This window comes from Streptomyces sp. NPDC036984, assembly GCF_055607665.1.
In genome coordinates, this window is record NZ_JBVJRL010000016.1 from 96,233 (window position 1) to 111,616 (window position 15,384).

Annotated in this window: 15 protein-coding genes and 1 pseudogene; 10 read left to right on the forward strand and 6 right to left on the reverse strand. The window is 72.6% G+C overall.

All coding sequences use genetic code 11. The annotated features are described in order from the left end of the window. The first annotated feature begins 55 nt into the window (after positions 1-55). Both ACZ7DL_RS26780 and ACZ7DL_RS26785 read left to right on the forward strand, forming a co-directional pair. Positions 56-847 carry a TIGR01458 family HAD-type hydrolase gene (locus tag ACZ7DL_RS26780; RefSeq protein ID WP_470777955.1) on the forward strand — a complete coding sequence of 264 codons (792 nt, stop codon included), beginning with the start codon at positions 56-58 and terminating at the stop codon, positions 845-847. An 88-nt stretch (positions 848-935) separates the two neighbouring features. Beyond that, positions 936-1,394, forward strand: coding sequence for a hypothetical protein (locus ACZ7DL_RS26785; RefSeq protein WP_470777777.1), 459 nt, complete (start codon positions 936-938; stop codon positions 1,392-1,394). A gap of 46 nt (positions 1,395-1,440) precedes the next feature. Here ACZ7DL_RS26785 and ACZ7DL_RS26790 read toward each other — a convergent pair. The 4 genes and pseudogenes from ACZ7DL_RS26790 to ACZ7DL_RS26805 form a co-directional block, all read right to left on the reverse strand. After that, positions 1,441-1,691: pseudogene (locus tag ACZ7DL_RS26790) on the reverse strand (IS5/IS1182 family transposase); the annotation flags it as partial. 110 nt (positions 1,692-1,801) lie between these two features. Beyond that, on the reverse strand, positions 1,802-2,581 hold the full coding sequence (locus tag ACZ7DL_RS26795; protein WP_470777779.1) for a sulfite exporter TauE/SafE family protein: 780 nt from the start codon (positions 2,579-2,581) through the stop codon (positions 1,802-1,804). Positions 2,582-2,641: 60 nt separating this feature from the next. Beyond that, on the reverse strand, positions 2,642-4,153 hold the full coding sequence (locus ACZ7DL_RS26800) for a long-chain-fatty-acid--CoA ligase (protein WP_470777780.1): 1,512 nt from the start codon (positions 4,151-4,153) through the stop codon (positions 2,642-2,644). Between the two features lie 70 nt (positions 4,154-4,223). After that, positions 4,224-5,411, reverse strand: coding sequence for a thiolase family protein (locus tag ACZ7DL_RS26805; RefSeq protein ID WP_470777782.1), 1,188 nt, complete (start codon positions 5,409-5,411; stop codon positions 4,224-4,226). Between the two features lie 154 nt (positions 5,412-5,565). Here ACZ7DL_RS26805 and ACZ7DL_RS26810 point away from each other — a divergent pair, with 154 nt between their 5' ends. From ACZ7DL_RS26810 to ACZ7DL_RS26830, 5 genes are all read left to right on the forward strand, one after another. After that, positions 5,566-6,375 (forward strand): alpha/beta hydrolase, encoded by an 810-nt coding sequence (locus ACZ7DL_RS26810; protein ID WP_470777784.1) that lies wholly within the window; start codon positions 5,566-5,568, stop codon positions 6,373-6,375. A gap of 84 nt (positions 6,376-6,459) precedes the next feature. Further along, complete coding sequence (locus tag ACZ7DL_RS26815; RefSeq protein ID WP_470777786.1) at positions 6,460-6,954, forward strand: Dps family protein; 495 nt, start codon at positions 6,460-6,462, stop codon at positions 6,952-6,954. Between the two features lie 32 nt (positions 6,955-6,986). Then, entirely contained in the window at positions 6,987-7,331 is a 345-nt protein-coding gene (locus tag ACZ7DL_RS26820) for a DUF3140 domain-containing protein (protein WP_470777788.1), read from the forward strand. A gap of 2 nt (positions 7,332-7,333) precedes the next feature. After that, positions 7,334-7,981 carry an HhH-GDP family DNA glycosylase gene (locus ACZ7DL_RS26825; protein ID WP_470777790.1) on the forward strand — a complete coding sequence of 216 codons (648 nt, stop codon included), beginning with the start codon at positions 7,334-7,336 and terminating at the stop codon, positions 7,979-7,981. Between the two features lie 67 nt (positions 7,982-8,048). Then, positions 8,049-8,843 carry an SAM-dependent methyltransferase gene (locus tag ACZ7DL_RS26830; RefSeq protein WP_470777792.1) on the forward strand — a complete coding sequence of 265 codons (795 nt, stop codon included), beginning with the start codon at positions 8,049-8,051 and terminating at the stop codon, positions 8,841-8,843. Between the two features lie 28 nt (positions 8,844-8,871). Here ACZ7DL_RS26830 and ACZ7DL_RS26835 read toward each other — a convergent pair whose 3' ends face one another. Beyond that, positions 8,872-9,726 carry a Cof-type HAD-IIB family hydrolase gene (locus ACZ7DL_RS26835; protein ID WP_470777794.1) on the reverse strand — a complete coding sequence of 285 codons (855 nt, stop codon included), beginning with the start codon at positions 9,724-9,726 and terminating at the stop codon, positions 8,872-8,874. 326 nt (positions 9,727-10,052) lie between these two features. Between ACZ7DL_RS26835 and ACZ7DL_RS26840 the strand changes: the two genes are divergently transcribed. Genes ACZ7DL_RS26840 through ACZ7DL_RS26850 form a run of 3 tightly spaced genes read left to right on the forward strand, consistent with a single transcriptional unit; the run spans position 10,053 to position 13,178 of the window. Next, positions 10,053-11,456, forward strand: a complete 1,404-nt coding sequence (locus tag ACZ7DL_RS26840; RefSeq protein WP_470777796.1) for a glutamine synthetase family protein — start codon at positions 10,053-10,055, stop codon at positions 11,454-11,456. A 2-nt stretch (positions 11,457-11,458) separates the two neighbouring features. Continuing rightward, entirely contained in the window at positions 11,459-12,634 is a 1,176-nt protein-coding gene (locus ACZ7DL_RS26845; protein ID WP_470777798.1) for an amidohydrolase family protein, read from the forward strand. 16 nt (positions 12,635-12,650) lie between these two features. Next, the gene (locus ACZ7DL_RS26850) at positions 12,651-13,178 is read left to right on the forward strand and encodes an NUDIX hydrolase family protein (protein WP_470777957.1); all 528 of its coding nucleotides are present in this window, start codon (positions 12,651-12,653) and stop codon (positions 13,176-13,178) included. 70 nt (positions 13,179-13,248) lie between these two features. On the opposite strand, the gene ACZ7DL_RS26855 is transcribed toward ACZ7DL_RS26850, so the two are convergent. Beyond that, the gene (locus ACZ7DL_RS26855; protein WP_470777800.1) at positions 13,249-15,153 is read right to left on the reverse strand and encodes a CASTOR/POLLUX-related putative ion channel; all 1,905 of its coding nucleotides are present in this window, start codon (positions 15,151-15,153) and stop codon (positions 13,249-13,251) included. Between the last annotated feature and the right edge of the window lie 231 nt (positions 15,154-15,384).

Sequence of the window (15,384 nt, forward strand, 5' to 3'; positions counted from 1 at the left end):
GAGGTCGTACGGGCCGCTTCGCCGCCCGGGTCGCTACGGTCGGCCCATGGAATCCATGGCGTCCGCACGTGCCGTTCTGATCGACATCGACGGGGTTCTCACCGTGTCCTGGAAGCCGCTGCCCGGCGCGGTGGAGGCGCTGCGCGCCCTGCGCGCGGCCGGGCTCGGCGTGGCTCTGGTGACCAACACGACCTCCCGGACCCGGGCGTCGATCGCCGGGACGCTGTCGGAGGCCGGTTTCGAGGTGGCCGCGGAGGAGGTGCTGACCGCGCCCGCCGTCACCGCCGCACATCTCGCCGAACACTTTCCGGGCGCCCGCGTCGCCCTGCTCAACAGCGGGGACATCGGGGCGGACCTGGGGGACGTCACCCTGGTCGAGGACCGTGCCGACGTGGTGGTGGTCGGCGGGGCCGGGCCCGGGTTCGACTACGCGGCGCTCAACCGGGCCTTCGGCGAGCTGCAGCGGGGCGCGCGGCTGGTCGCCATGCACCGCAACCTGTACTGGCGGACCGACGCCGGGCTCCAGCTGGACTCGGGTGCCTTCCTGCTGGGGCTGGAGCGGGCGGCGCGGGTGGAGGCGGAGGTCACGGGGAAGCCGTCCCGGGCGTTCTTCGAGGCGGCGCTGGCCCGGCTGGGGGTGGGCGCGGAGCACGCGGTGATGGTGGGCGACGACATCGAGTCGGACGTGCTCGCGGCACAGCGGGCCGGGCTCACCGGGGTGCTGGTGAGGACGGGCAAGTACCAGCCGGAGACGCACGAGCAGGCGAGCGGCACCCCGGACCACGTCGTGGACTCCTTCGCGGACGCCCCGGAACTGCTGGGTCTCGAGCGGGGGAACACGGTCTAGGTCGTGTCCGATGGGTCGCTCCGCAGAGTGATGCTCACGGCTGGCACACTGCTGCTCTGTGGCTGACATAGCAACTCAAGTAGTGCCGGTGGCCTCCGCGCTTGCGGGAGTCGCCCTAACACTTGCAGGCAACATGTATTTGGAGCACAGCAAGTGGCGACGAGCCCGGCATGCCGAGCAGGAAGTCCGGTCGATCCAGTCGTATGCCGATCTTCTGCAAGCGGCCACTGATGTCGCCCGCACTCTCCGGCAGACGGCGGAACAGCTTGACGAGGGTCGCCAGGTCGATATGAAGGAGGTTGCCGCGGTGGTTGACGGCCACATTGGCCACGTGCGGCGGCAAGGCACAGTGGTTCGCCTCGTGGGCCCGCGTAGCGCCTTCGACCTGGTCAAGTCGCTGGAGGACCAGGTCGCCCCCATCTATCGGCTGCTCACTGAGGTTGCGCGCTCAGGTGATGGCTCTTCTCTGGTAGAGCCTGCCCGGGGTTTGATGAGGACACGGGACGCGATCACCGATCACTTGCGCAAGGCCGGGGGGCTCTCCTGACCTTTGACCTGTCGGTCGGCTCCAAGGACTGTCCGGCAAGCCACGGACGGAGCCAGAGGCGCACGGCGGCAACGGCGACGGCGCCGCGAAGATGTACGCCCGCTTGTCGAATGGACAGGCCACGGCGCGGAAGCCCTTGAGGGCATGGACCGTTCGTTCCACTTCGTTGCGACGCTTGTATATGGCCGGGTCGAAGCCGGTGGGCCGGCCGCCTGCGCCGCCTCGGCGCCGGCGGTTGGCCCGCTGATTTTTTCGTTCGGGGATCGTGTGCTTGATTTGCCGACCGCGGCAGGTGCGGCTTCAGCCGGGCCCACTCCGCCTCGGATAGATCACCCCGCCCCACGAAGGTCGGAACGATCTGAACACCTATCGGTTACCTGACCGGTCGGACACTGTCTGGCGCTGGTCTAGCGCAGCAGCAGCTGGAGGCCGCCCACGATCGTCGCCGCGATCACGAGTTGTTCGAAGAGTCGCTGGTTGATCCTGTTCACAGCCCACTTGCCGAACAACGCACCGGGCACGACGAACACCGCGAGCGCCGCGTCAAGGAGCAGCGAGTGCCCGTCGATCAGGCCCAGGCCCACGCTGAACGGCACCTTGGAGAGGTTCACGATGAGAAAGAAGAAGGCGGAGGTGCCAAGGAAACCGAGCTTCCGGAAACCCGCGGACAGCAGGTACATCGACATCACGGGTCCGCCCGCGTTGGCGACCATCGTCGTGAACCCGCCCAGTACGCCGTACGAGCGCGCCTTCATCCGGCCGGCCCGGGTCGTCACCGCGTCCGGCTCGTCCCCCGCCCCGCCGTCCTCCCGGCGCCGCCGCCACAGGGTGACCCCGGCCATCAGCAGCAGGATCGCGCCGATCGAGGTCCGTACGGTCCCGTCGTCGGCCCACACCAGGAACAGGGTGCCGGCCACCACGCCTGCCGCCACCGCCGGGAACAGCCGCCACAGCGTGGGCCAGTGCGCGTGCCGCCGGTAGGTGAGGACGGCGAGTACATCGCCGGCGATCAGTACGGGCAGCAGCACGCCGGTGGAGGCGCGGGCGGGCAGGACCGCGGCGAAGATCGCGAGGCTGACCGTGTTGGCCCCGCTGACCGCGGTCTTGGAGAAGCCGACGACCAGGGCCGCGAAGGCGAGCGCCGCGAACTCCCAGCCGGATATGTGCCAGAGCGTCATCGTGTTCATGCGGGGACGATGCTATGCGCACACATCCGGCGGCGTGCGGGGCGTCTCGCTGACCGGTCCCTACCGGCCCGTGTACCGCGCCCGCAGCTCCCGCTTGAGGACCTTCATGCTCGGCCCGAGCGGCAGCGCGTCCGCGAACTCCACGCGCCGCGGGTACTTGTGCCTGCCCAGGTGCTCCTTGGACCACTCGGTGAGCGCGGCGGCGTCCGCGGTGGTGCCCGGCGCCGGGACGACGACTGCGCACACCTCTTCGCCGTGCAGCTCGTCGGGCAGGCCGATGACGGCGACCTGGGCGATCGCCGGGTGGCGCATCAGGACCTCCTCGACCTCCCGCGGGTAGACGTTGTAGCCGCCGCGGATGATGACGTCCTTCTTGCGGTCGAGGATCCGCAGATAGCCCTCGTCGTCCTTGGTGCCGAGGTCGCCGGTGCGGAACCAGCCGTCCACCACGGCCTCGGCGGTGGCCTCGGGGCGGCCGAGGTAGCCGGAGAAGACGTTGTGGCCGCGGATGACGACCTCGCCCAGCTCGCCCGGCGGCAGGAGTTCGACGCGGCCCTCCACCTCGGCGCGGGCGATCTCCACGTCGACGCCCCACAGCGGGTGGCCGATGGTGCCGGCCTTCGTGCCGAACACCGGCTGGTTGACGGTGGCGGTCGGCGAGGTCTCCGACAGGCCGTAGCCCTCGTAGACGGTCGTCTCGAACGCGGCCTCGAACCGCTCCAGTACCGCGACCGGGAGCGAGGCCCCACCGGAGATGCACACGCGCAGCTCGGGCAGCCGGACGGCTTCGGCGGCCGCGGTCGCGAGGGCGACGAACATGGTCGGCACGCCGTGGAAGGTGTTCACACCCTCCTCCACCATCAGCTCGATGGCGCGGGCCGCGTCGAAGCGGGGCAGCAGCACGAGGGTGGCACCGGCCCGCCAGGTGGAGTTGAGCGACACCGTCTGGCCGAAGGCGTGGAACAGCGGCAGCGCGCCGAGGGCGGTGTCGTCGGCGCGGATGTCGTGGGCGTCGAAGGCGTTGACGGTCGCGTTCATCACCAGGTTGAAGTGGCTGAGGACGGCGCCCTTCGGGACCCCGGTCGTACCGCTGGTGTAGAAGATCACCGCGGGATCGTCGGCGGCCCGGGTGACGTACGCCGGGAGCGGCTCGGCGTCGGCCGCGAGCTTCTCCAGCTCGCCGCCCAGGGTGACCGCCCGGACGCCCACCGCCTCGGCCGCGGTGCTGCCGGTCGCCGCCTGCGCCGGGTGGACGAGCAGCAGGCTCGCCCCGCTGTCCCGCAGGACGTGCTCGACCTCGCCGGCGGACAGCAGCAGGTGCACCGGGACGACGACCCCGCCGGCCGCGGCGATCGCGTAGTAGGCGATCGGGAACTCGGCCGTGTTGGGTGCCATCAGGGCGACCCGGTCACCGGGCCGTACCCCGAGATCGGTGAGCGCGCCCGCCTGGGCCAGCGCCCGCTGCCACACCTCGGCGAAGGTGAGGCGCAGGCCGCCTTCGACGAGGGCGGTCTTGTGGGGGCGGCGCCGGGCGTTCTCGGCGAGGATCGCGGCCAGGGACAGGGTGGCCATGTGCGGTTGCTCCGTTTCTCTGCTGCGGCTCGGGGTGCTGCTGCCGTCGATCGCCGGACGGGCGGTCCTCTCAATGTCGCTCGATCAGCACCGCGCTCCCCTGTCCGACGCCCACGCACATGGTGGCCAGCCCCCGCTCCGCGCCCGTGCGGCGCATCCGGTGCAGCAGGGTGGTGAGGATGCGGGCGCCGGAACAGCCGAGGGGGTGGCCGAGGGCGATGGCGCCGCCCGTGGGATTCACCAGGTCCGGGTCGATGCCCAGCTGGTCGACGCAGGCGAGTGCCTGTGCGGCGAAGGCCTCGTTGAACTCGGCCTCCTGCACGTCGCCGATCTCCCACTCGGCCCGGGCCAGCGCCTTGCGGGTGGCGGGGACCGGTCCGAGGCCCATCACGTCGGGGTGCACCCCGGCGGAGGCGCCCGCGACATAGCGGCCGAGGGACTCGAGGCCGAGTTCGTTCAGAGCCTCTTCGCTGACCAGGAGCAGGCCGGCGGCCCCGTCGTTCATCGGCGAGGCGTTGCCCGCGGTGACCGTGCCGCCCTGGCGGAAGACCGGCTTGAGCCGGGACAGCTTCTCCAGCGAGGTGTCCTCGCGGACGCATTCGTCCTGCTCGACCACGATGCCGTCCGGGCGCTCGACGGGCAGGATCTCGTCGTCGAAGTGGCCGTTCTTGCGGGCGGCGGCGGCGAGTTGGTGGCTGCGCAGCGCGAACTCGTCCTGCCGGGCGCGGGAGACGCCATGGCGCTCGGCGACCTCCTCGGCGGTCTCGCCCATGGAGAGCAGGCCGTGCAGCTCTTTCATGGCGGGGTTGACCAGCCGCCAGCCGAGCCGGGTGTCGTAGGTCTCGATGCGGTGCGGCAGGGCCTCGTCGGGGCGGGGCAGGACGAACGGGGCGCGGCTCATCGACTCGGATCCGCCGGCGATCACGATGTCGGCCTCGCCCGCGGCGATGGTGCGAGCGGCGGCGGTGACCGCTTCGAGTCCGGAGGCGCAGAGCCGGTTGACGGTGGCACCGGGGACCGACTCGGGCAGTCCGGCGAGCAGGGCGGCCATGCGGGCGACGTTGCGGTTGTCCTCGCCGGCCTGGTTGGCGGCGCCCCAGTACACGTCGTCGATCCGGGCCGGGTCGAGCGCGGGCACGTCGCCCACGAGGTGGCGGATCACGGTCGCGGCCAGATCGTCGGGGCGGACGGAGGCGAGGGCTCCGCGCAGCTTGCCGATGGGGGTGCGGCGGGCGGCCGCGAAGTGGACGGGACGCACGGCTGGACTCCTGACCTATGACCGACTACGACGCTGTGGATCGGCACGGACCTGTGCAGCACCCATTAATTAGCACTGCTAGTTTTGGACTATAGACCTCTGACCGGCCCGCTGGGAAGATCCTCCCTGACTTCGCCCAGCCAGTGGAGGAGACATGTCCCACGTCCGCGAGCACGTCCTCGACGGCACGCACGGAGCCCTCGCCGTACGCGAGTGGCCGCACCCGGCCCCCCGCTACCTGGCGCTCTTGGTGCACGGGTACGCCGAGCACGCGGGCCGGTACGACGGGCTCGCCGCCGCCCTCACCGGGCACGGCGCCGCCGGGTACGGGCCGGACCACGCGGGCCACGGCAGGTCGGCCGGGGAGCGGGTGCTGATCGAGGACTTCGAGGACCTGGTCACGGACGTGCACGCGGTGGCGGAGCTGGCCCGGGCCGCCCACCCCGGACTGCCGCTGGTGCTGGTCGGCCACTCCATGGGCGGGCTGATCGCGGCCCGCTACGCCCAGCGGTACGGCGACGAGCTGACCGCGCTCGTCCTGTCCGGCCCGGTGATCGGCAGCTGGGAGCTGCCGCGGCGGCTGCTGTCCCTGGAGGCGATCCCGGACACCCCGGTCAGCCCGTCCGCGCTCTCCCGGGACCCGGCCGTGGGCGCCGCGTACGCCGCGGATCCGCTGGTCTGGCGCGGGCCGATGAAGCGCCCGACGCTGGAGGCGTTCGCCCGGACCCTTCAGGCCGTCGCCCGCGGCGGGGACGTCGGCCGGCTGCCGCTGCTGTGGCTGCACGGCGACGACGACCGGCTGGTGCCGCCGCGGGGGAGCCGGCCCGGGGTGGAGCGGCTGAGCGGCGGCCGGGCGACCGAGCGGATCTTCGCGGGGGCGCGGCACGAGGTGTTCCACGAGACGTGCAAGGAGGAGGTCTTCGCCGAAATGCTGGGCTTCCTGGACCGGGTGCTGCCCCGCTGATCAGCCTGTTTGCTCCCCATCGCAGCGGGCACCCGCCCTTTCGGACGTGATCGAGGAAAGCTGACGAAAGGGGACCGACGCACCATGACCGTGGTCAGGAGCACACTGCCCGAGGAGGCGCTCGGCGTCACCGGGACGGCCCTGCAGGAGACGCTGGTCGATCTGCTCGGGCTGTCGCTGATCGGCAAGCAGGCGCACTGGAACATCGTGGGTCCGCGGTTCCGGTCGATCCACCTCCAGCTGGACGAGGTGGTCGCCACGGCCCGGGAACACTCGGACACGGTGGCCGAGCGCGCCGCCGCGCTGGGCGTGCCGCCGGACGGCCGGCCGGAGACCATCGCCGCGACCTTCGCGCTGCCTGGCACCAAGGACGGCTGGCTGCGCGACACCGAGGTCGTGGAGCTGATGGTGTCCGTGCTGGAGGCGGCCGTCGGCCGGCTGCGCGAGCGGATCGACGCGACCGAGAAGGCCGACCCGGTCACCCAGGACCTGCTGATCTCCGTCACGGCCGACCTGGAGAAGCAGCGCTGGATGTTCGAGGCCGAGAACCACCCGCGCGATCACGCGACCGGCCGGTAACGCCCACCCCGCCCCCACGGAAGGAGAGACCCATGGCCGACGCCCTGGAGATCGAGGCGCTGTGGGAGGACTTCCACCGCGTGGTGAACATGTCCTCGGCGGAACTCGCGGCCTGGCTGAAGGTCCGGGACGCCGACGAGGAGACGGAACCGCTGCCGGAGCAGGCGGGCACGCCCACCGGGCAGCACGTCCTCGCGATCCTGCAGAAGCGCCGTACCGACCTCACCGACGACGACGTCCGGGTCATGTACAAGGTCGTCGACACGGTCGCGGACCTGGTCGACATGGAGAACGAACCCGAGCCGGAGAGCACGCCGGAGGACACCCGCCGCCGGCACCGGCTGATGACGCTGGGCCACGACCCGCTCAAGCCGTAGCCATGAACCGCGACGAACGGGTCGTCCACGAGCTGGTGTCCGAGTACGGGCGGACGTACGCCGAGGAGGCGGGCATCCGCCTGACGGACACCCCGCAGCCGCTGTACCGGTTGCTGGTGCTGTCCCTGCTCCTCAGCGCACGGATCCGGGCCTCCGTCGCGGTGGCCGCGGCCCGGGCCCTGCACGAGGATCACCTCGACAGCCCGCACCGGATGGCCGAGGCCGACTGGCAGCAGCGGGTGGACGCGCTCGGCCGGGGCGGCTACCGCCGCTACGATGAGCGGACCGCCACCCAACTCGGGGACGGCGCCGAGCTGTTGACCGAGCGCTGGGGCGGGGACCTGCGCCGGCTGCACCGCGAGGCGGACGGCGACACCGGCGAACTCGCCCGGCTGCTCCAGGAGGAGCCGGGCATCGGGCCGGCCGGCGCCGACATCTTCCTGCGCGAGGCGCAGCGGGTGTGGCCGGACGTCGCGCCCTACCTGGACCGAAAGGCGCTCTCCGGGGCCGGCCGGCTCGGCCTGCCGAAGGACCCCGAGAAGTTGGCGGAGCTGGCCGGCGACACCCAACCCGCCGTGCTGGCGGCCGCGTTGGTGCGGGCAGCGCTCGACAAGCAGGTGGCCGAAGACTGTCTGCGCCGCGCCTCATGATCGTGTCAGACTGCTCCCCGCACGTCCCGGAGTGACCGCCGGGACCGGACGGGGCGAGGAGCAGCACGTGACGGGGACCGGGCCGGACATCCAGGACATCGACACCACCCGGCCGCATCCGGCCCGGGTGTACGACTGGTTTCTCGGCGGCAAGGACAACTATCCGGTCGACGAGCAACTGGGCCGGCAGATCGCGGCGATCGACGGCGGCGCCCCGAAGGCCGCCCGCGCCAACCGGGCGTTCATGCGCCGGACCACGCGGACGCTGGCCGCGCAGACGGGCATCCGCCAGTTCCTGGACATCGGCACCGGCATACCGACCGAGCCGAACCTGCACCAGATCGCCCAGTCCGTGGCACCGGACGCCCGCGTGGTCTACGTCGACAACGACCCCATCGTGCTGGCCCACGCCGGCGCGCTGCTGCGCGGCACCCCCGAAGGCGTGACGGAGTACGTGCAGGCCGACGCCCGCGATCCGCACACCATCCTCGAACAGGCCGCCGGCGTCCTGGACCTCGACCGCCCGGTCGCCCTCTCCCTCATCGCCCTGCTGCACTTCGTCGCCGACGAGGACGGTGCCCGGGACCTGGTGTCCACGCTGGTCGGCGCGCTGGCACCGGGCAGTTGCCTGGTGCTGTCGACGATGACCGCCGACTTCGAGCCGGAGAACGTGCAGAAGGGCATCGCCGCCTACGCGGCCGGCGGGGTGACCCTGGTGGCCCGTTCGCACGCCGAAGTCGGCGCGTTCTTCACGGGCCTCGAACTGCTGGAGCCCGGGATCGTCTCCGTGGACCGGTGGGGCGCCGAGGGCGAACCCGACGGGCCGATCTCGCTGTACGGCGGGGTCGGGCGCAAGTCCTGACCCCGCCGGCCTCGGCCTCTCGACCGGGTTACAGGCCCAGCACCCGGGCTATGGTCCGCAGGACGCCTTCGTCGTTGTTGGACGGCGCCAGGTGGCGGGCCCGGCGGACGACCTCGGGGTGGGCGCCCGCCATCGCGAAGGACCACTCGGCGGCGTCGAGCATCTCCAGGTCGTTGAGGTAGTCGCCGAACACCATGGTCTGCGCGGGGGCGATGCCGAGCGCGCGCTGGAGACCGCGCAAGGCGGTGCCCTTGTTCGCGGTGCGGTTCATCACGTCCACCCAGTGCTCACCGGAGACGACGACCTGGTGGGTGGCGGCGAACGCGGCGAGGGCCGGGGCGGTGGTGTGCTCGGCCGGCCCGAAGTCGAACACCGCGACCTTGATCACATCGTCGTCCACGGCGGTGACGTCCTCGACGATCCGGTGCTCGACGTAGTACTTGCGCACCTCCGCCAGAAACGCCTCGTCTGTCCGCTCGACGTACGCGGCCCGCTTGCCGCACACGACGGCGCCGACGTCCGCGCCGTCCGCGACCAGCCGCCGTACCGTCCGGGCGACCCCGGCCGCGACGGACTCGTCCAGCGGGTCGGAGCTCAGCTCCACGCCGTCGCGGACCACGTACGTGCCGTTCTCCGCGATGAACACCATGCCCCCGGCGACCTCGGCGAACTGCCGGTACAGGGTCGCGTACTGGCGTCCGCTCGCCGGGCTGAACAGCACCCCACGGCGGCGCAGTTCGGCGAGCATCGGCCACAGCCCGGCCGGAATCCGCTTGGCGTCGTCCAGCAGCGTGCCGTCCATGTCGGTGACGATCAGCCGGATGTCGGCGGGGCCGGCGGGCGAGCCGGAGGTGTCGAGGATGGGCGTGGGCGTGGCGGGCATGTCCTGCTTCCGGTCGGGGTCGGGGTACCGGTCCAGTGTTCCTCATGGCGGGTGGGCGCCCGCAGCCGCGGGGTGCGCCTGAAATGAGCCGCTACGCCCGTTTCTTTCGCGGGACACGGCAGGGCAAGGCCGGTCTGGAGCCGGGCGAGCGGGTGAGCCGGGCGAGCCGGGCGAGCGGGCGAGCGGGTGAGCCGGGCGGCCCTGGTGCACCGCTCGCGGTGGCGCGCCGCGTCGGTGTCGGCCGCTGCGGTGCCGCAGTACGGCGCGGTTGCCGTGCCACGCTGATCCCGGCCGCATGCGCCGCCCGAACCCGCCGAGGAGGACGTATGACGACTCTTGCCGACCCCGTGCCCGGCGGGCGCCCCGGTGATCTGCGCCGGGTCGCCGCGCTCACCGCCGACCTGGCGGCCCGGGACGTGCGCGGAATCGTGCTGGCGTACGTCGACACCGCGGGCGTCGGCCGGGTGAAGACGATCCCGACGGCCCGGCTGGAGGCGGCCGTGTCCTGGGGCGTCGGCATGTCCCCGGTGTTCGACACGTTCCTTGCCGGCGACTCGATCGTCAGCACCGACGTCCTCGGCTCCCCCGACGGCGACCTGCGGCTCTACCCGGATCTGGACCAGCTGGTGGCGCTGGCAGGGCAGCCCGGCTGGGCGTGGGCGCCGGTGGACCGGATCACCCAGGAGGGCGCCCGGCACCCCGGCTGTGCCCGGACCTTTCTGCGCCGGGTCGTCTCCGATGCCGCCGCACGGCACGGCCTCTCCTTCAAGGCGGCGATCGAGATCGAGTGGGCCGTCGGGCTCGGTTCGGCGCCCGCCGGGGAGTTCGTACCGGCCGTCTCCGGTCCGGCGTACGGCGCGATCCGGCAGATCGAGCTGAGCGACTACACCGCCGACCTGCTGGCCGCGTGCGCCGCGCAGGGCGTGGACGTCGACCAACTGCATCCCGAGTACGCGCCCGGGCAGTTCGAGATCTCGGTGGGCGCGCTGGACCCGGTGGCGGCGGCCGACCGCAGCGTGCTGGTCCGGCAGACCGTCCGGGCGGTGGCGGGGCGGCACGGACTGCGCGTCTCGTTCGCGCCCGCGGTCGGCGCCGAGGGCGTCGGCAACGGCGGCCACCTGCACCTGTCCTGCTGGCGCGACGGAGTGAACCTGCACGCCGGCGGCGACCGCCGGTACGGCCTGACGGCCGAGGCGGAGTCGTTCGCGGCCGGGGTCCTCGCCCACCTGCCGGCCCTGACGGCGGTCACCGCCCCGAGCCCCGCCAGCTATCTGCGGCTGCGGCCGTCCCAGTGGGCCGGCGTGTTCGCCGCCTGGGGCCACGAGACTCGCGAGGCCGCCCTGCGCATGATCACGGGCATGGCGGGCCGCCGTGAACAGGACGCCAACATGGAGATCAAACCGGTCGACCTGGCCGCCAATCCGTATCTGGCGCTGGGCTGTGCGATCGCCGCCGGACTCGACGGCATCGCGGCGGCCCGCGCCCTGCCCGAGGAGATCACCGGCGATCCGGCCCGCTACGGCCCCGACGGGGCGGCGGCCCTCGGCGTGCGGCGGCTGCCCCGGTCGCTGCCCGAGGCCGTCGAGGAGTTCCGCGCGGACCAGGTGCTGCGGGCCGCGCTGGGCCCGGTCCTCGCCGACGCGGTGACCGCCGTACGGCTCGGCGAGGCGGCCACCGTCGACGGACTCGACGACGCCCGGGTGGCGGCGGCCTACCGCTGGAGGTACTGACCATGGCCGCACCGGGACCGGTCCACGAGACCCTCGCCGCGCTGCCGCTGGTGGACCACCACTGCCACGGCGCGGTGACGGCCGACCTGGACACCGGGGAGTTCGAGTCCCTGATCACCGAGGGCGCGGCCTGGCCCGGCGTCTCGCCCTTCGACAGCCCGGCCGGCGTGGCCGTCCGCCGCCACTGCGCTCCCCTGCTGGACCTCCCCCGGCACGCGCCGCCCGCCGACTACCTGGCCCGGCGGGCGGAGCTGGGCTGGCAGGAGGTCAACCGCCGCTTCCTGACCGCGGCCCGGGCCGAGGTCTTCTGCGTGGACACCGGCTACGCCCCGCACCCGCTCACCTCCCCCGCGGAACTGGCGGCGGCGGCCGGCGCCACCGCGGGCGAGGTCGTACGGCTGGAGCGGATCGCGGAGTCGGTGGCCGCGCGGGGTGTGGAGGCGGGCGAGTACGCGGGCGTGTTCCGCGCCGCGGCCGAGGCGGCCGTGCGCCGGCCGGGCGTGGTGGCGGTGAAGTCGGTCGCGGCCTACCGCACCGGCTTCGCCCTGGACCCGGAGCGCCCCACGGACGCCGAGGTGGCACAGGCGGCCCGGGGCTGGCTGGCGCGCGGCGGACGGCTCGCCGACCCGGTCCTGCTGCGGCACCTGCTGTGGACCGCCGTCGAGCTCGGCCTGCCGCTTCAGCTGCACACCGGCTTCGGCGACGCGGACGTACGGCTGCACCTTGCCGACCCCGCCCTGCTCACCGACTGGCTGCGCCGGACCGCCGGCACCGTCCCGGTCCTGCTGCTGCACTGCTGGCCGTACCACCGCCAGGCCGCCTATCTGGCCGCGGTGTTCGAGCAGGTGTACCTGGACGTGGGGCTCGCCCTGCACTACACCGGCCCGGCCCGCTGCCGTGCGGTGCTGGAAGAGGCTCTGGAGATCACCCCGTTCCGCAAACTGCTGTACAGCTCCGACGCCTACGGTGTGGCCGAGTTCCACCATCTGGGTGCCCTGTGTTTCCGGCAGGGCCTCGCCGATCTGCTCCAGGAGCGCGTGGACGCCGACGAGTTGAGTCTCGGCGACGCCCTGCGGATCGCGGCCTGGACGGGCCGCGACAACGCCCGCCGACTGTACGGGCCGCCCGTATCCGAACCGGCCCGCGATCCCAGCGGGCGCCCCATCCGGAAAGTATGATCTAGCAATGTCTGACATGACCGAGACCACACCCGGCTGGCTGACCACGGACGAGCTGGAAATGGCCAGGGCCCGGATGCCGATTCTGTATGTCGAGGCCGTACCCGTGCGCGTGGACGACAGCGGTGAAGTCACCAGCATCGGACTGCTGCTGCGCATCGGCAAGGACGGCACGGTGAGCCGGACGCTGGTCTCCGGCCGCGTCCTGCACCACGAGCGGGTCCGCGACGCGCTGCTGCGTCATCTGGAGAAGGACCTCGGCCCGGTCGCCCTGCCCCGCGTACCGGCCTCCCTCCAGCCGTTCACGGTCGCGGAGTACTTCCCGACGGCGGGCATCACGCCGTACCACGATCCGCGCCAGCACGCCGTGTCCCTGGCCTACATCGTGCCGGTGAGCGGTGACTGCCGGCCCCGCCAGGACGCGCTGGACCTCGTCTGGTTCAGCCCCCAGGAGGCGGCTTCCGCGGCCGTGCAGAGCGAGATGCCCGGCGGGCACGGGGTCCTGCTCAAGCAGGCTCTCGCGCACGTGGGCCTGGCCCTCTGATCCCTGGGGCGGGGCGGCCTGCGATGCCACTCGACGAGTCGGCCGCGAAGGCCGTGCCCCCGCCGTTACCTCACAGGACGCGCTCGGGTACGTCGCCGGCGACGACGACGATCTCGTCTCCGGCGGCCCAGCGCCGACGCTCGGTCTTGACCGGGTTGATCCGCATCCCGTAACCCGGGCCCGACCCGGCCTCGGCGTGGCTGCGGTAACCGATGGCGCACTCCCCCCGGCTGCGCGCCGCCGCGACGACGGTGGCGAAGGAGGTCTCCCGGCCGGGCAGTACGTAGTCGGCGGCCGACCGCAGGTGGATCTGCGTGCTGCCTGCCGAGAAGAGCTCGTCGAACACGCGCGCCAGGTGCCGGTTCTGTGAGATCTGGGCCATCAGCAGGCCGATGAGCTTGCCGCTGATTATCACGTCGGCCCCGGGACCGATCGGTGCCAGAGGCCGGTTGCCGTCGTCGGTCAGCTCCGTGACCACGGGTGGTTCCCGGCCGATCTCCTGCTGGAGGTGGCGCAGCACCAGCAGGGTGACGAGCGTGCGATTGTCCGGCTCCTCCCGCACCCCGCCCGGGTGCGGTTCCTGACCGAGGACGATGACGCTGTCGTACGAGGAGATGTCGAGACCGCGCAGGGTTTCGGGCCGGGTGGGGTCGCCCTGGCGGAACACCGTGCTCAGTCCGGCGGGATCGGCGCCGTACCCGTACCGCCCGGCGGTCTCGTCCTCGTCTGCGATGACGTCGGCGGCGGAACCGGGTGGCGCGTTGCGGCCCCATTCCCGCAGGACGAGGCCGGCCCGGCGGTTCCAGCCGAGCAGGAGCACGCGCTCGGGCCGGGTGCGCACCGGCTCCGGGCTCGCCATCAGCGACTCCTCCACCCATGGCGCGCAGTCGGAGAGCCGGGCGGTGTCGTCGTCGGCGGTGATGACGATGATGCGGTCACCCGGCTCGATCACCGTCTGCGGGGGTGGGTTCAGCCACGGCGTGTCGTCGCGGACCAGACCGACGCCGCTGGCGTTGTCGTAGCAGAGCAGCACCTCACCGAAGCTCCGGCCGGCCAGCGACGGATCCGAGGTCAGATAGAACTCGTCCCCGGCGAAGTCGAGGAGTTCGCGGTGGACGAGGGAGAGCCCCGGGCGGCGGGCGGCCTGGGCGATCAGCCGGGCGGTCACCGTGTCGCTCTCGATGACGATGCCGCGCGCTCCCGCGGCGAGCCGGGCCGCGAGCAGGTAGCGGCTGTCACGGACCGCGGCCACCACGGGCGGGCCGGCTTCGCCGCCGGTCGCCGCCGCCCCGAGGGCCAGCAGGGTCTTGACCACGTCCGCGTCGCCGCGCGGGTCGTCGGGCGGCAGTACCACCACGGAGTCCGCCGTGTGGGGACTGGCCAAGGTCAGGACCGCCGGGTCGGTCGTCGGACCGCTGCGGCAGATCAGACGGGTCCGGCCGGTGGGGCCCACCTTGCCGCGCAGGGCCTCCTCCATCGCGGTCTTGTCCCGGTCGGCCAGTACGGCCACGGCCGCGTCCCGCTGGTTGGTGTTGGCGGCGACCAGTTCTCCCACCACCGTGAACACCTGCTCCGACCAGCCCAGTACCACCGCGTGCCCCCGCTCCAGGAGCACGGAGCGTCCGCGCCGCAGGGCGATGAGCCGCTCGGTCAGGCCGGTCGTGATGAGACCGACGAGGGTGGAGACGTACAACAGGGCGACCAGCGCCAGCAGTACCGACAGCAGCATGCGCACCGGCGTACCGGTCGTTCCACCCAGCCGCAGGGTCTCGCCGGTCAGGCGCCACACCGCCGCGAGCTTGGCCGACAACGAGGCGGGGACGTGCGGCCCCGTCCATACCAGCACCGCGCTCGCGGGTACGACGACGGCCAGGCAGAACACCACCAGCCAGCCCACCAGTGCGGAGGTACCGCGGGCCAGGGTCGTGTCGAACCAGTACCGAGCCCTGGCGCTCACGCGCCGCCGCTCCGCCATGTTCTCCCCCCTCGTCTGCCGCTCCCAGTGTGCTGACCGCCCGCCCCACCCATCTCTGCAAGGCCGTCGGTTCATCCCTTCGAGGCATCCGGCGATCACTGACCCCGCGCGCGTGCGAGCGCCCGGGTCATTCGGGTTCGAGCGGCGCCCTTCGCTCTTCCGGGCCAACCGGGCGGCATGCGCAGCCCTGAAGGTTCACACCGAGTGAGCCGGCCGGCGGTGTGCGGGCCG

Excerpts from the sequence above, each read along its gene's own strand:
- ACZ7DL_RS26780 (WP_470777955.1), top strand. The coding sequence starts at position 56 with ATGGCGTCCGCACGTGCCGTTCTGATCGACATCGACGGGGTTCTCACC.
- ACZ7DL_RS26795 (WP_470777779.1), bottom strand. The coding sequence starts at position 2,581 with ATGAACACGATGACGCTCTGGCACATATCCGGCTGGGAGTTCGCGGCG.
- ACZ7DL_RS26800 (WP_470777780.1), bottom strand. The coding sequence starts at position 4,153 with ATGGCCACCCTGTCCCTGGCCGCGATCCTCGCCGAGAACGCCCGGCGC.
- ACZ7DL_RS26810 (WP_470777784.1), top strand. The coding sequence starts at position 5,566 with ATGTCCCACGTCCGCGAGCACGTCCTCGACGGCACGCACGGAGCCCTC.
- ACZ7DL_RS26815 (WP_470777786.1), top strand. The coding sequence starts at position 6,460 with ATGACCGTGGTCAGGAGCACACTGCCCGAGGAGGCGCTCGGCGTCACC.
- ACZ7DL_RS26820 (WP_470777788.1), top strand. The coding sequence starts at position 6,987 with ATGGCCGACGCCCTGGAGATCGAGGCGCTGTGGGAGGACTTCCACCGC.
- ACZ7DL_RS26825 (WP_470777790.1), top strand. The coding sequence starts at position 7,334 with ATGAACCGCGACGAACGGGTCGTCCACGAGCTGGTGTCCGAGTACGGG.
- ACZ7DL_RS26835 (WP_470777794.1), bottom strand. The coding sequence starts at position 9,726 with ATGCCCGCCACGCCCACGCCCATCCTCGACACCTCCGGCTCGCCCGCC.
- ACZ7DL_RS26840 (WP_470777796.1), top strand. The coding sequence starts at position 10,053 with ATGACGACTCTTGCCGACCCCGTGCCCGGCGGGCGCCCCGGTGATCTG.
- ACZ7DL_RS26845 (WP_470777798.1), top strand. The coding sequence starts at position 11,459 with ATGGCCGCACCGGGACCGGTCCACGAGACCCTCGCCGCGCTGCCGCTG.
- ACZ7DL_RS26850 (WP_470777957.1), top strand. The coding sequence starts at position 12,651 with ATGACCGAGACCACACCCGGCTGGCTGACCACGGACGAGCTGGAAATG.
- ACZ7DL_RS26855 (WP_470777800.1), bottom strand. The coding sequence starts at position 15,153 with ATGGCGGAGCGGCGGCGCGTGAGCGCCAGGGCTCGGTACTGGTTCGAC.